The organism is Streptococcus mitis (assembly GCF_047464035.1).
Classification (GTDB): Bacteria; Bacillota; Bacilli; order Lactobacillales; family Streptococcaceae; genus Streptococcus; species Streptococcus mitis_DX.
Genome location: NZ_JASHCQ010000009.1, coordinates 42,976 through 57,920, shown reverse-complemented (window position 1 = coordinate 57,920; position 14,945 = coordinate 42,976). Strand labels below are relative to the sequence as shown.

Here is a 14,945-nt window from a genome sequence, read left to right as displayed (position 1 = left end):
TCAAGAAGAATCATCAGATTCCTCGTATTATCAACCAAAAGATTGCGCAAAAGTTGATTGAAAAGACTTCTATGACCGATATTGCTCATCAGTTAGCCATTTCAACATCAACTGTTATTCGCAAGCTCAATGACTTCCGTTTTAAGCATGATTTTTCTCGTCTGCCTGAGATTATGTCTTGGGATGAGTACTCCTTTACAAAGGGAAAAATGAGTTTCATTGCACAAGATTTTGAAAAGCTCAATATCATCACTGTTCTCGAGGGAAGAACACAAGCTATTATTCGAAATTACTTTCTTAAATATGATAGAGTCGTCCGATGTCGAGTGAAAATCATTACTATGGATATGTTTAGCCCTTACTATGACTTGGCTAAAAAGCTTTTTCCAAACGCTAAAATCGTGTTGGATCGTTTCCATATTGTCCAACACATGAGCCGTGCTATGAGTCGTATGCGTGTCCAAATCATGAATCAGTTTCATCGAAAATCCCATGAATACAAGGCTATCAAGCGTTACTGGAAACTCATCCAACAAGATAGTCGGAAACTCAGCTATAAACGTTTTTATCGCCCTACTTTTCGCATGCACTTGACGAATAAAGAAATTCTAGACAAGCTTTTGAGCTATTCAGAAGACTTGAAACACCACTACCATCTCTATCAACTCTTGCTTTTTCACTTTCAGAATAAGGAACCGGATAAATTTTTCGGGCTCATTGAGGACAATCTAAAGCAGGTTCATCCTCTTTTTCAGACTGTCTTTAAAACCTTCCTCAAGGATAAAGAGAAAATTGCCAACGCCCTTCAACTACCCTATTCCAACGCCAAACTGGAAGCCACCAATAATCTTATCAAACTTATCAAGCGCAATGCCTTTGGATTTCGGAACTTTGAAAACTTCAAAAAACGGATTTTTATCGCTCTGAATATCAAAAAAGAAAGGACGAAATTTGTCCTTTCTCGAGCTTAGCTTTTCATCAACCCACTACAGTTGACAAAGAGCCCTTATTTTCTTATTTAACTCACCAAAACCAGCCTTCATTATCGTCAATGGCTTGAGCTTCTTTGCGTTTACGTGGGCCTGTTCCGTACATTTCTGCTTCGATTTCTTCCTTGGTTGGCATGATAGAAGCTAGGATGATATAGATAATCACGCCAAGTCCAAAGTTTGCGACTGTAAAAATAGCAAATAGAAAACGAACAAGGGTAACATCAAAGTTCCACTTGTCTGACAGACCCGCCAGAACTCCTGAAATCATGCGATTTCGTCTCATTTTATAAAATTTACTGTTCATGATATTTCCTCTTTCTGCTAGGTTAGTCATAGTATATCACGGGTAGGCTCGGCTTTCATCAGTCCTCAGGCTGATTTATTAGCAGCAATTGACCTCGACAAACTCCGCAGCGATAGCGTTTGGTATCAATCCTTCTCTTGCGATGATAACTTTGCTGGCAGGATTGACAACGATAAAGTATGAGTGGTTTAGAGTGACTATTTGTCAAGGAGGGCACAAAGCGTAATCCATCCACTGCTTTCAAAAGTTCCTTAAAATCCCGATCCTTGTGTTGATAGCCCTTCCCTTGAAAATAGAGGTGGTAATGACAGAGTTCATGTCGGACAATTTTCCTAAAAACATCCAGACCCAGTTCCTGATAAACCTTGGGATTAAACTCCAAATGCCCATCTTTGAGGAAAAATCGCCCACCTGTCGAACGTAGACGAGAATTCCACTGAACATGATGGATAAAAGGTCTGCCGAAGTCTTCTAGCGAAACTTGCTTGACGTAATCAGTCAGTCTCATTTGGAGATAGAAGCGACAGATTGACTTTTTCACGTTCAGTATCAATTTTCTTAACCCAAACGGTCACCAAATCTCCAACTGACACCACTTGACTAGGGTGTTTGATAAACTTGCGACTCATGTGGGAAATATGAATCAAGCCGTCCTCGTGAATCCCTATGTCAACAAAGGCACCGAAGTCAACGACATTACGCACCACACCCTCTAGTTTCTGACCAACCACTAAATCCTTGATATCTAGGACATCTTGGCGAAGCACAGGTGCATCAAAGGAATCACGGAAATCTCGACCTGGTTTGAGAAGATCGGCAATAATATCTTTAAGAGTTTCTGGACCAAGATCCAGTTCTTGTGCCATCTCCTTAACTGAAAGCGACTTGAGTTTGCTTTGGGCTTCTTCATTCAGATCCTTGATGTCTAAGCGTTTGAAGAGTTCCTTAACGGCAGAATAGTTTTCTGGGTGAACTCCTGTATTATCAAGGATATTGCTACTTTCAGGGATACGAAGGAAACCAGCTGCCTGCTCAAAGGCCTTGGCCCCCAGACGCGGAACCTTCTTAATTTGAGCTCGTGAAGTGATTTTTCCTTCCTCCTCACGGTATTTGACAATATTTTCAGAAATGGTTTTATTGAGTCCAGCTACGTGTGAAAGAAGAGCAGGACTGGCTGTATTGACATTGACACCGACTTGGTTTACCACTGTATCGACAACAAAGTCCAGACTCTCAGATAGTTTCTTCTGACTGACATCGTGTTGGTATTGACCGACACCGATTGACTTAGGATCGATTTTAACCAACTCTGCAAGAGGATCTTGCAAACGACGGGCGATAGAGATGGCTGAGCGTTTTTCAACAGTCAAGTCTGGAAACTCCTGACGGGCAAGTTCACTGGCAGAATAGACCGAAGCACCACTTTCATTGACAATGACATAGCTGACTTCAGGAAAATCTTTCAGAACTTCCGCCACAAAGGCTTCACTTTCACGACTGGCCGTTCCATTTCCGATGGCAATAATTTCCACACTGTATTGACCAATCAAGTCTGCCAAATCTTTCTTGGCTTCTTCGATTTGACGAGCTGATGCTGGTTTAACAGGATAAATAACCTGAGTTGTCAGCATTTTACCAGTTGCATCTACGACAGCTAGCTTGGCACCTGTACGAAAGGCAGGGTCAAATCCAAGAACCACGCGCCCTTTCAGCGGAGCAACCAAGAGGAGATTGCGTAGGTTGTCAGAAAAGAGTTGGATAGCTCCTTCTTCTGCTTTCTCAGTTAGTTCTGTCCGAATACGACGCTCGATAGCAGGCAAGACTTTTTTCTTAACAGATTGCTGAACCACTTCATCAATATAAGTATTTTTTACCTTGAAGCGAGCAGCAAAGAAGGCAAGAATACGGTCCGTCGCATGTTCAAAACCGACCTTCAAGACACCTAGCTTCTCCCCACGATTGAGAGCCAAGGTACGATAACCCTGCATATTTCCAACCGTCTCTGAAAAATCATAATAAATCTGAAAAACCTGCTTTTCATCAAGACTTTCATCCTTGACTTGAGAAGTGAGTTTAGAGTGTCTCAACACCTCCTGATAAGTTAGAGCGCGTAAATTGACATCCTCCGATAAGGCTTCGACCAAGATATCAACTGCACCAGCCAAGGCCTCCTTACCAGTCGCAAATCCTTCACAGACAAACTTTTCAGCCTCTTTCTCTAAGTCCGCTACATTCTGCAAAATCAAGCGAGCAAGAGGAAAGAGTCCGGCTTCACGGGCAATGGTTGCCTTGGTCCGACGCTTTTCCTTGTATGGAAGATAGAGCTCTTCAACATCTGCTAGTTTTTCGGCTGCTAAGATTGCTTCTTCCAACTCCTTTGTCAACTTGCCTTGTTCTTGAATCTTAGCTAAAACAGCTTCCTTACGGTCGTTTAGATTGGTCAGACTTTTATCCAAGTCGATAATGGCCTTAATCGCCACCTCATCCAGACTACCAGTCATATCCTTGCGATAACGCGCTATGAAGGGAATTGTCGCCCCTTCAGCTGTCAAACTTAGAACGGTATCGATTTGCTTTAACGTCACTCCCAAATCCTGAGAGATTTTTTCATATTTTTTATCCATAAATCTATTATACCATAAGCTAAACGTTTCAAATTAACTCGTAGAACATTTAAAAAATATGTAGGGAATAGATTTATATGCTATAGAGCAATAACTTGTACTTATAGAGCATTGCCGCCTTTTTTTAACCAAGCCATGATATCAAAAGTATTTAATGGATCAGACATAATAGCCAGTTCTGGAAGATGTTCCTGACCTGGAATAACACATTGACTTTTCAAGTTTTTATATGGACGATTGACTAAAATTAATTTATTAGAATAGGGAAGATTATCCATCTTACTTAGAATTTCTTCACTAGCTGAATCTTTATTATCAAATTTAAAATAAATATTATCCCAATTTATACGTTTTTTTCTTTTTTCCCACTTAGTTCGTGCTTCTTCAATACTAGAATAATGTAGAAAATGAATATCTATATCTCCTAAATGTCCCAAAGGATAAACTTCATGAGTCCAGCTCGGTGAAATAAGTTCCTCTTCGAAAACAAGTTCTTGTTCCATATAGTACCGAAAATCCTTTGTAAGTTTATAATAATTATCAGGAAGAATAAATAAACCAACAAAAGGTGTTCTATATTGAAAACCAAGTTGTTTATAAATTAATCCTCCAACACAATTATTACTTATAATCGTGAAATCTAATCTATCAAGGTCAAGAAAAGGGAAAATTCCTTTCTCTGCAGCTATCAACTTATGATAAACAATTTCAGAATCTAAATGTTCACCGTCATTTTTTAACCAAGCACTAAAATTTGCCAATTCTTGAATATATTGTCTTTTCGCTATTTCTATATCATAGTTTTCTAAGACGACGCAATCTTTTATTCTATTTTCATAATTTTCTAATATGATTTTATAGGAATCTTTGAGAGGTTTAACATCTACAACAGGTTTATAGATATATGTCGGTAAATTAATATAGGTTGCAGTTTTAGATTGAATATAAAGTCTCCAAATAAGGTTATTTATATCAAATTGATTTATTTTTCGTAAAAGTTTACTATTGAATAATTTTCCGAACAATGAGCAATATTGTTTTCTAATTCGATGATCTGTATCATCCATCTTTTCTAAAACTTGAACATTCGTTAAGTTTTTTGTCAACCAATTATCACCCCAAGGATAAAAGTAAAATACTCCATCAACCAAATCAGCAAAATTACCAAGAACAACATCAGAATCAGATAATTTTATCGCATGATACATCTTTTCAAATGTCCAATCAAATAATGAATCATTTGATGATAGAAACGTAATATAATCTCCCGTAATCATATCAGACAACTCAGCAAAAGAATTCTCACCTATAATCTTAATATCAAGTGCTAGATCTATCTGTTGGCTAATGGAATCTATTTCCTCTGTGGATTGGTTTACAATAATAACTTCTATATCTTTTAATGTTTGTCTATCCACTATTGATAAAGACTCTAATAAACTATTTCTGTCTCCTTGGTGTAACAAAATAACACTAATTGAGTCAGTCAATTTGACTACCTCCTATAATTTTCTGATAATGATTTTCTTTTATTTAATTATAGCACAATTATAGTGTACATCATGTGATATCAAGCTGTATTATTTATTAGCTACTCAATTTGAAATTTTAACTTTTCCCTTTTCCTCAAAATAATAGTATAATAGAGGTAGAATTTAGAATCGAGGTACACCTATGGCTGTAAAATTTACAAAACGAGACGACTTGGACAAGATGTTTGAAGAGTTTGCTAAACTCCCTGATTTGAAACAAGTCACTTTCCCTGATGACAAAGAGAAAAAAGCCAAAGCAGAAAAGAAAAACTAGATGACTGCTTTCCAACAACTCCCTTCTAGTGTGCTTCAGACTGGGGCTATTTTTCTCTCTATAATCATTGAAGCCCTACCCTTCGTTCTGATAGGAAGTATTGTTTCAGGGCTGATTGAGGTTTATATCACACCTGAAAAGGTTTATCATTTTCTCCCTCGAAATCGTTGGGGGAGAATCTTTTTTGGGACCTTTGTCGGGATGCTTTTCCCTTCTTGTGAATGTGGAATCGTCCCCATTATCAATCGTTTTCTGGAAAAAAAGGTTCCCAGTTACACAGCCGTTCCCTTTCTTGTGACAGCACCTGTTATCAATCCCATTGTTCTCTTTGCGACCTATTCTGCCTTTGGCAACTCCTTCCATATCGCCCTATTGCGAGCTCTGGGTTCCATCGTTGTGGCTGTGATACTTGGGATTTTTCTAGGATTTTTCTGGCAAGAACCGATTCAAAAAGAAGATCGGTTGGCTTGTCATGAGCATGATTTTTCTCACTTGAGCTCTGCAAAAAAAGTTTTTCAGGTCTTTGTGCAGGCCATTGATGAATTTTTTGATACGGGGCGTTATTTGGTATTTGGCTGTCTCTTTGCCTCTGTTATACAGGTCTATGTTCCGACACGGATTCTGACCTCTATCAGTGCAACCCCTCTTTTTGCCATCCTGCTCTTGATGATTTTAGCCTTTCTTCTTTCTCTCTGTAGTGAGGCTGATGCTTTTATCGGATCTTCTCTTCTCTCGAGTTTCGGCTTAGCACCAGTTTTGGCCTTTCTCGTAATTGGCCCAATGCTGGATATCAAAAATATTCTCATGATGAAAAATTACTTGAAAGCACGATTTATCAGTCAGTTCATTACGATTGTGACACTCGTTGTCTTAGTATATTCTCTCTTGATTGGAGTCGTCCTATGATTCGATTTTTAGTTTTAGCTGGCTATTTTGAATTGACTATTTATCTCCATCTGTCCGGCAAATTAAACCAGTACATCAACATGCACTATTCCTATCTGGCCTATATTTCCATGGTGCTTTCCTTTATCTTGGCAATCGTCCAGCTGTATATCTGGATGAAGCAAGTCAAAACCCACAGTCATCTGAATAGCCGATTATCTAAAGGAACTAGTATTGCTCTTCTTGCCATTCCTATTGTCGTCGGTTTAACTTTTCCAACTGTTAGCTTGGATTCTCAGACCGTTTCTGCCAAAGGCTACCATTTTCCTTTATCAGAAGGCACGGATCAAGCCATTCAGACCAGTGAAGGAACGACAAGCCAATATTTGAAACCAGATACCAGTTCTTATTTTTCAAAAGCAGCTTATGAAAAGGAAATGCGAACTTCGGCGAATAAATACTTATCCCAAGATAGCATTCAGATTACCAACGAAAACTATATGGAAGTCATGGAAGCCATCTACGACTATCCAGATGAATTTGAGGGCAAGACAGTCCAGTTCACAGGCTTTGTCTATAACGACCCCAGTCATGCCAATAGCCAATTTCTATTCCGCTTCGGCATTATCCATTGTATCGCAGATTCTGGTGTCTATGGATTGCTGACCAAGGGAAATACCCGTCAGTATGAGAATAATACCTGGATAACAGCCAAAGGAAAACTGGTCAATCACTATCATAAAGAACTCAAACAAAACCTCCCAACCTTGGAAATCGATAGTTTTACCAAAGTCGATAAACCAGAGAATCCCTATGTGTATCGCGTGTTTTAAAAAAGCAAGATAAAAACGAACAAGTTCTCTTCTGAATGACAGAAAAAGAGCCTGTTCGTTTTTTGTTATATGAGTAATAATGATTTTTAGATTTAAATCTTATAACATTTTAAGTAATGCAAGTAGCTCATTGAGAATAAGCGAGCCACTCATTAATTAGACTAGCGATTTCTCTAGGGGCTTCAGTATAAAGCTCATGGCCAAAGTTCTCTAAAAGAATAGTATCAAAATAGTCTGGCAATTCTTTTAGGGCTTCCTCTCTCCATGTAGCTTCATTAGGATAGCGAGGACTGATAAACAAGGTATCTCCCACTTCTCTCTTAAAAGCTTGTATTTTCCTCCGTAGGCGGAGTATCGCTTCTATATTTTCATATTTTATAGCTAACTCATATCTATTATACTTAGAATTCCAGTGATATGACTGTCTTACGGCTTTCTCCATATTTTCTGACCAATGCTTTGCTTCAGATTTTTCTTTAGAAATAAGAAGAGCTAAGTCTGAAACGACTTGAGATTTGATATAGTTTTTAGTTTCCTCTAATTCCGCATCTAAAGTTAAAATCTTATCTAAATCTAGATAGCCACCATCCAAAAGAATCAGTTTTTTCACTTCATGAAATTCCGATGCGAGATAACGCGCCAAATCTCCTCCAAGAGAATGACCTATCAGACAGATAGAGTCTCCTTCTACAATCTCATTTTTAAACCATAATTTCAATTCTGTTTCATCTCGAAGATGCTTTTCATATGGACTTAGAAAATAAACCTGCGAATCTAGTTCTTGAAGAAAATCCTTGCTATGATAGATATTGCTTCCCAGACCGCCAATAAAATATTTTTTCATTCTCTACTTAATACTATGCTTATTCATCTTTTGCTCAAAGATAGTCGTGATAATCTGACGCAATTCTTCGCGTTCTTTTTCTGGTATTTCACCACTTGTTTGAGCTGCAGCGTAGAGTTCAGGGTGTTCAATTGAAATGCGTTTAATAGTACGTGTCGTAGCATGTTTTCTGACGAAAAATGGGATTCGCTTAATCAAGTCTTGTGGTACTAGCGCAAGAATCTTTTCAGCAGTTTCCTTGTCACTAATCTTAGACGTCGTAAGCCCCTTCTTAATCATTTCCTGTTCTTTTTCTGTAAAATCTTTTAATTCCATTCGGTCAGTCCTCCTATTTTCTTTAAGTTAAATTATATACCAATTGCAGCAAGACGACAAATAGTCTGCTTGTAAAATCTTCTCTATACTACAATTTTCCTGTCGCTCTTTAATGAAAAATCACAAATCCTTTTGGAGAGATCACAAGCTGATTCTCCAATTCTTGGCAATTGCTTGCTAGTGCTACTGCTTCTTTTTGTAAATGATAATCTTCCTTTGATTGGTTGAAAATCGCTTTGAGGATTCGCCCTTCATATTTCCACTGCAAAGCTACTACATCAGCTTTGATTTCTTGGAGACTATACTTGCCATGCTGAATGGTTGCTGACGCATGTTTGCGAATCTGGATCAATTTCTTCATGAAATTCAGCATATCATTGTCACTTGATACACGTTCCCAAGGCATACAACGTCGACAATCTGGGTCTGGTCCTCCGGTTAAAGCTAACTCGGTTCCGTAATAAATGCAGGGTGTTCCCTTTTGTAAAAAGAGAAAGGCTAGGGCTGATTTAACCAGTTGAGCATCTTCATTTGCCGTCCACAAGATTCGTTCTGTATCATGCGAATCCAAGAGATTAAACATAACCTCTGAAATCTGCTGTTTGTAATACATAGACTGACCATTGATTTCATCGATGAACTGATCAATCTTCTTAATTCCTCGTAAGAAATAGTCCTTGATACTATCAGATAAAGGATAATTCATGACCGCATGGAACTCATCTCCATTTAACCAAGGCTGAGACGTATGCCAGACTTCTCCTAGGATATAAAGATCAGGCTTTTTAGCTAAAACTGCATTACGAAAATCCTTCCAGAACTGATGGTCAATCTCATTAGCCACATCCAAACGCCAAGCATCGATATCAAACTCTTCAATCCAATAAGTCGCAACCTTTAAAAGATAGTCCTTGACCTCTGGATTGGCTGTATTTAGTTTAGGCATATAGTCCTCGAAACCAAAAGCATGATAAGGTAAGTCTCTCTTATTAACTAGCTTTTCAGTTGTCACTGGGAATTGTTGAATATGGAACCAATCCTTATAAGCAGATTGCTCACCATTTTCGACAACATCTTGCCATTGAGGAGATTGCGAACCAATATGGTTAAATACCGCATCCAGCATGATTTTCATGCCACGCTGATGAGCTTGCTCGACCAGCTCCCGGAAGGTCTCCTTGTCTCCAAAATGACGGTCAATTTCAAAATAATCCGTCGTATTGTACTTATGATTGCTCGTGGATTCAAATATAGGACAAAGATAAAGTCCAGTAATCCCCAAGTCTTGCAAATAATCCAGATGGTCAATAATCCCCTGTAAATCACCACCAAAGAAATCATCACTTTTAGGTGTGATAGAGGAATCCCAGTCTAATGTCCCTTCTGGGTTTAATAGAGCATTTCCATTAGCAAATCTCTCAGGAAATATCTGATACCACACCGTATTTGAAACCCAGTCAGGAATCTGGCATGCATCAATCTCATGAAGATAAGGCAACTTAAATCCATTCCCAATAGCATGAAGATTTTCTAGAGAATTTTCCACACACCCTTTATCGCCATACAAAATACTTTGACCTTCTGTATCCTTGAGTTCAAAGAGATACTGGATACGTGCAAAGTCAACGGACACTTCAACCTGCCAATAATCAAAGATGGCGTCAGAAGTTAGCTTGGACATTTCCTTTGTATCCTGATAAAACTCCTCCATAAAGATAAAAGGGTCACCATAATGCAAGGTGATACTCTCAATATCCCCTTTCTTAGTTCGAATCCGAATATGAATCTTCTTATCCTTATAAAGATAGGCATACTCCGACTCAGGCCTATGGTAAATAGCACTTAATTCCATTAATTTGTCTCCTAGTTTACTTTCATCCGTATATAGCGCAAACGTTTTCACAATTGTTAATCTAGTATACTACTTTCGTATTTTATTTGCAAGGAATGTCAGTTCTTAAAAGAACTATCTTTTAAAGTATACAAAAAAGCCTTAAAAAAGGCTTTCTCTATATACTAATCCTCTTTCGGTTTTGAAAATACTTCTACCCGCTGAGCTAGGACTTTGATTGCTACAGGTAGGTTATCCGATTTATCGCCGTCAACATCTGACTCCAATTCACTATCTGAAGAGATCTTAATATTACGCGCTTTGATATACTCGATATTATCATTTGCAACAACATCCCCTTTTAGTAAATCAGGAATAACGGATAATTTAGAGAATATTGAAGCATCTTTCAGAATCAAAATGTTAGCATAGCCATCTTTGTTTTCTTCAAAGATTTTTTTGTCAGCGAAGTAATTTGTCAAGAGAACCAAAACATGGCTAGCTTCACCAACATAATTTCCATTCTCTGTCTCCACCTTAATGTTAAAGACCTGATCCGTCATGACAGACTTCATGGTATTTACAGCATAGGCTAAAATACCGAATTTTGTCTTGTCCTCGATTTCAACATTGTGAATCGCTTCAGGAAGAGAACCGATACTAAAGATATAGCCAAAATAATTGTCATTCGCTTTACCGATATCAATCTTATTGGTTAAGTTGAAATCCAGTTCATCAATCGCGGCATCAATGTCTTGATTGATTTCCAACAGTTTTGTAATGAGGTTACCCGTACCGCCTGGGATTATCCCTAACTTAGGAATGTATTCTCTCTCAGCAATACCCGAAATGACTTCATTGACAGTCCCGTCTCCACCGAAAACAACCACTGCATCAAACTGCTCACGAGAAGCTTCTTCAGCAAAATGTGTTGCATCCAAAGCTTTTTCGGTAATTTTGGTTTCTACGTGCTCAAAGTATTCTTTTGCTTTATTCTCCAGCTTTTCTTTGTAATCCAAGGCCTTCTCGCCACCAGAAGTAGGGTTGATAATTACCATTGCCTTTTTCATTAGTTTCTCCTTAATTTTAAATAGAAATGTTTACATTTCGTCTTATGCAAGTAAATGTAATCCTATTATACAATGAAAATACGGAAAAGAGAAATATGACGTACTGGAGATTAAAATGCTTTTATTCTATTTTCGCATCTAATGACTACATCCTTTAAGGGGTCATCTAAGTAAGAAAATACTTTATCCTTTATCCAACCAGGAATACCATAAGCTGCCTCTGCTATGCTGCCAGTGATTGCTGCGAGTGTATCACTGTCGCCACCAAGTGAGATGGCACTTCTTATCGCATCTTCGAAATCTGTACTCTCAAGAAAGGCGATAATGGCTTGAGGGACAGTTTCCTAACATGTTTCGTTAAAACGATAGTTAGGTCGGATTTCATCTAAAGTTTGAGATAGATTATAGCCGTATGCCTTCTCTATATAATCCTTAATCCGTCTTTTACACTCCCAAGGATTGTCCTTAATTGGTTGCTCGTATTCTCTACAATAACCACGAAAGTAAAAACGACACAGAAAGATAGCATCAGCTGTAGCCATTGCACCTTTGATACCTTCTGGATGATTATGAGTTACCTCTGCAGAAAGACTCGCAAATTCTCTAGATGATGGCCACATTCCGGTTCTAGCATAAAAACTACAGTCCATGGAGAAACACGCATAGCCGAACCATTCCCAAAGCTATTATAAGGCTCACGATTATCGCTGTTTAGCCATGCATTAAAGCGAGCACCATAATCAGCATCAGGATACATTCTACCATATTTCTTCATAGCATCAATGAAGTCGTCTTTTTGTCCCCCATTCATAATCGCATCTGCAACAGCACAGGTCATAACCGTGTCATCTGTAAAAAAGCAATCCTTCCGAAATAAAGGAAAGTCCTTCGTTTTGATATTGTTCCATTCATAAACAGAACCGACAATGTCTCCAATTATTGCTCCTAGCATTATATGCCTCCTTGTATGGTTTTCTTCAATTCTTTACATCAAGCCTTCCAGCTCTTCCTTCACATATCCTTCTACATCCTCAATCTTTACAAATATTGGATCTAAGTGACACAAGAAATGCCAATCTTCGGTACCTCTTTTTCTGTAGACAATCGCTTCCCCGTCTTCACTACCGAAAAATTTTCTGTCAACTTCATTCCCTTTGCTGACTAGGAAATCTTTTGCCTTGCAGAAGTTTGCTTCTCTGACGTCGATATAGGATTTGACTTCATCGTTATTAACGACATAAGCATCTACTTTTGTAGTCCCTTCGATTACTTTATCGGTTTTAACGGACAGATTCGAAATCTCTTTCCAAACAATCTCGACATTTTCTTCAGTATCAAACGAAAATCTAGATAAAGGGACAATATTTCCATTGAAGACAATTTCGATATAATCCGGCAAGTGTTTTGGATTCAAATACTCCACTTCAAACCCATCTTCGTTTTCTAGAGTATATTCAGGAATTTAAGCGACAAAGGCTTTCCCCTCTTCTAAAGTATCAAACGCGACTAAATCCTTCTGATAATCACTTTGATACAATTCCAATATAAGCATTGATCACTCTCCTGAGCTTTTTCGTACTAAACATTTTTATGCTACCGTCAATAAGCCAATCTCTCAATATTAGATTTTAAGGCTATTTTTAAATTTATCGTTGCTCTTGTAAAAATACTGATTTTACTTATGTTACATCTAATCTGTACACTCAGTCTTTGCAAATCTCAATTAGGCTATTTTATAAAACTATTCTCTCACTTAAACATTTTCTAAAAGTAAGATTCTATTTACATTCTCTTGTCCATTCATATTTCGCGTTTTATTTTGAAGAATATCAATATTCTTTATTAATTATATACATTTCAAAAATTTTAACTGAGTTTCCTCTAATTCTCTCGTATATATAAATCTATATCCCATTGACCTAATTCAGCCATTTCTAGAGTAAAATCTATCAAATACACTGGAATTTCATTATACTCATTAATGTTTTTTATTTCTTTTAAATGTTCCTGTGAAACTCCAACAACAATAATATTACATTCCTGCTCGAAATTTTTATACTTATAATCTTCAGCAAAATTTTTACTTGAAAACAGTAAGATCTTATTTGATAATACGCTGTTTTTTTCTATAGGTGTTTTACCATCTGTATTCATTAACATCCAAAAAGGATCTCCTATTGTATTGAAATCAGGTTTTAAGTACCTAGTATATTCAGACATAGCAAAAGTATCAAACTCATCATATTTTATCAATTTAATTCCATTATACTCTGATACCTTACAAGCACCGTTTTGAAATTCACTTTCTGCAGAAATAAATACACCATTAATACCACCAATATGCTTCAGTTTGTAATCGAAATTTCTTAATTCACTAACATTGATTGAGTTTTTCCAATTTTTACATTCTATACCAACTTGATAAAATATACCAAAGTGCTCAAATGAATAAAGAACGTCTATTTCATGAGTCGCACCATCATCACCCACCATCTTAACTTTCGTTTGGATTTCTGCATTTATTCTCTCTTTCTTAGAAAGTAATAAACAAATATTTTCAACTACTTTTTCAAAATCATCACCTTTTCTCATCTATTCACCTCACATATACTTTTCTAATAAGATTATAATCTACAATATACATTTTTACATTATAGTCTATTGTGGAAGAATTTTGTTTACTTGGTCGAACAAGACCGAATTTATATGGCAAGATCCCCTTCTCTGCAAGAGAAATCAAAAATACTAAATGACGTTGTGAAATACCAAATACATTGTACCCATTTTGTTGTTTACAGTGTGCCTCGGCAAGTTTTTTTGATGTAAAAAGTGGCAAAGCATTCTCTTGAATCAAATAATTCCCTGTATTATTTTTTGTTCGTTCATCAATTTGCATCAAAGTCCAAAAAGGATCACCAATATCATTTTCATCAGGTAAAACTTCTCTGATAGATTGCAAAACATTTATTCTCGTTTCTTCCATAGTATCAAAATAAATAGTTTGAATATGTTTATTATTAGCAACATTCAATGCTTCTTCATCTATTTCATCGTTGTAATATAAAACTCCTTTAGGAAAATAACCTAAATCTTTTAAGAGGTTATCGAACTGCCATACATCTTCAGCTTTTACAATTTTGTTATTTATTATTTTTATAACCGTTCTTTCTAAATTATTCATCTGAACAAATTCAATGTATATATCTATTTTGTGTTCAATATTTTTCCCTTTAACTCTAATATTTTTAAAAAGTTTAGGATTGATTAAATTTTCTCTATTTATCCTATACTCGTATAGAGAGAATACTAAATCAATCAGCTCCACTCCATTATTTTTATTGTTTCCGTTATTATCTTTCATTTGATTCTTTTTACAAAAAATATTTTTGAAAAAATTCATTATTATTACTAACCTCCTTGAATATAAACTGGAAATCTTAG

14 protein-coding genes and 2 pseudogenes are annotated in these 14,945 nt (G+C 36.8%); 4 read left to right on the top strand and 12 right to left on the bottom strand.

Annotation, left to right across the window (positions count from 1 at the left end; genetic code table 11):
* Positions 1 to 971: ISL3 family transposase (locus QM818_RS04645; protein WP_414299969.1), on the top strand; the 971-nt coding region annotated here is incomplete at its 5' end.
* A 52-nt stretch (positions 972 to 1,023) separates the two neighbouring features.
* Here QM818_RS04645 and QM818_RS04640 read toward each other — a convergent pair.
* The 4 genes from QM818_RS04640 to QM818_RS04625 form a co-directional block, all read right to left on the bottom strand.
* Entirely contained in the window at positions 1,024 to 1,296 is a 273-nt protein-coding gene (locus tag QM818_RS04640; protein ID WP_001085044.1) for a PspC domain-containing protein, read from the bottom strand.
* A 58-nt stretch (positions 1,297 to 1,354) separates the two neighbouring features.
* A complete protein-coding gene (locus tag QM818_RS04635) occupies positions 1,355 to 1,804 on the bottom strand; it encodes a SprT family protein (protein WP_261081296.1) in 450 nt (149 codons plus the stop codon).
* Complete coding sequence (locus QM818_RS04630) at positions 1,791 to 3,920, bottom strand: Tex family protein (protein ID WP_261081297.1); 2,130 nt, start codon at positions 3,918 to 3,920, stop codon at positions 1,791 to 1,793. Before QM818_RS04630 ends, QM818_RS04635 begins: the two co-directional genes overlap by 14 nt.
* A gap of 101 nt (positions 3,921 to 4,021) precedes the next feature.
* The gene (locus QM818_RS04625; protein ID WP_261081310.1) at positions 4,022 to 5,338 is read right to left on the bottom strand and encodes a DUF1919 domain-containing protein; all 1,317 of its coding nucleotides are present in this window, start codon (positions 5,336 to 5,338) and stop codon (positions 4,022 to 4,024) included.
* Positions 5,339 to 5,594: 256 nt separating this feature from the next.
* On the opposite strand from QM818_RS04625, the gene QM818_RS04620 reads away from it, so the two are divergent.
* From QM818_RS04620 to QM818_RS04610, 3 genes are read left to right on the top strand one after another with little or no spacing between them, the layout of a single operon-like run.
* A complete protein-coding gene (locus tag QM818_RS04620) occupies positions 5,595 to 5,726 on the top strand; it encodes an SPJ_0845 family protein (protein WP_000268685.1) in 132 nt (43 codons plus the stop codon).
* Positions 5,727 to 6,632 carry a permease gene (locus tag QM818_RS04615; RefSeq protein ID WP_000123630.1) on the top strand — a complete coding sequence of 302 codons (906 nt, stop codon included), beginning with the start codon at positions 5,727 to 5,729 and terminating at the stop codon, positions 6,630 to 6,632.
* Positions 6,629 to 7,444: a TIGR03943 family putative permease subunit gene (locus QM818_RS04610; protein WP_000617852.1), complete on the top strand. Its 816-nt coding sequence runs from the start codon at positions 6,629 to 6,631 to the stop codon at positions 7,442 to 7,444. The genes QM818_RS04615 and QM818_RS04610 overlap by 4 nt, the downstream gene beginning before the upstream one ends.
* Positions 7,445 to 7,571: 127 nt before the next feature.
* Here QM818_RS04610 and QM818_RS04605 read toward each other — a convergent pair whose 3' ends face one another.
* The 8 genes and pseudogenes from QM818_RS04605 to QM818_RS04570 all read right to left on the bottom strand — a co-directional run bounded on the left by QM818_RS04605 (position 7,572) and on the right by QM818_RS04570 (position 14,904).
* A complete protein-coding gene (locus QM818_RS04605; RefSeq protein ID WP_247941991.1) occupies positions 7,572 to 8,288 on the bottom strand; it encodes an alpha/beta fold hydrolase in 717 nt (238 codons plus the stop codon).
* Between the two features lie 3 nt (positions 8,289 to 8,291).
* On the bottom strand, positions 8,292 to 8,603 hold the full coding sequence (locus tag QM818_RS04600; RefSeq protein ID WP_000420556.1) for a hypothetical protein: 312 nt from the start codon (positions 8,601 to 8,603) through the stop codon (positions 8,292 to 8,294).
* A gap of 109 nt (positions 8,604 to 8,712) precedes the next feature.
* Positions 8,713 to 10,455, bottom strand: a complete 1,743-nt coding sequence (locus QM818_RS04595; protein ID WP_414299968.1) for a glycoside hydrolase family 13 protein — start codon at positions 10,453 to 10,455, stop codon at positions 8,713 to 8,715.
* Between the two features lie 164 nt (positions 10,456 to 10,619).
* Positions 10,620 to 11,504 (bottom strand): diacylglycerol/lipid kinase family protein, encoded by an 885-nt coding sequence (locus tag QM818_RS04590; protein WP_023947684.1) that lies wholly within the window; start codon positions 11,502 to 11,504, stop codon positions 10,620 to 10,622.
* Between the two features lie 110 nt (positions 11,505 to 11,614).
* Positions 11,615 to 12,456: pseudogene (locus QM818_RS04585) on the bottom strand (ADP-ribosylglycohydrolase family protein).
* 33 nt (positions 12,457 to 12,489) lie between these two features.
* A pseudogene (locus tag QM818_RS04580) lies at positions 12,490 to 13,056 on the bottom strand (hypothetical protein).
* Positions 13,057 to 13,385: 329 nt separating this feature from the next.
* Positions 13,386 to 14,096 carry a restriction endonuclease gene (locus QM818_RS04575; RefSeq protein WP_414299967.1) on the bottom strand — a complete coding sequence of 237 codons (711 nt, stop codon included), beginning with the start codon at positions 14,094 to 14,096 and terminating at the stop codon, positions 13,386 to 13,388.
* Between the two features lie 4 nt (positions 14,097 to 14,100).
* Entirely contained in the window at positions 14,101 to 14,904 is an 804-nt protein-coding gene (locus QM818_RS04570) for a hypothetical protein (protein ID WP_414299966.1), read from the bottom strand.
* Positions 14,905 to 14,945 lie beyond the last annotated feature (41 nt).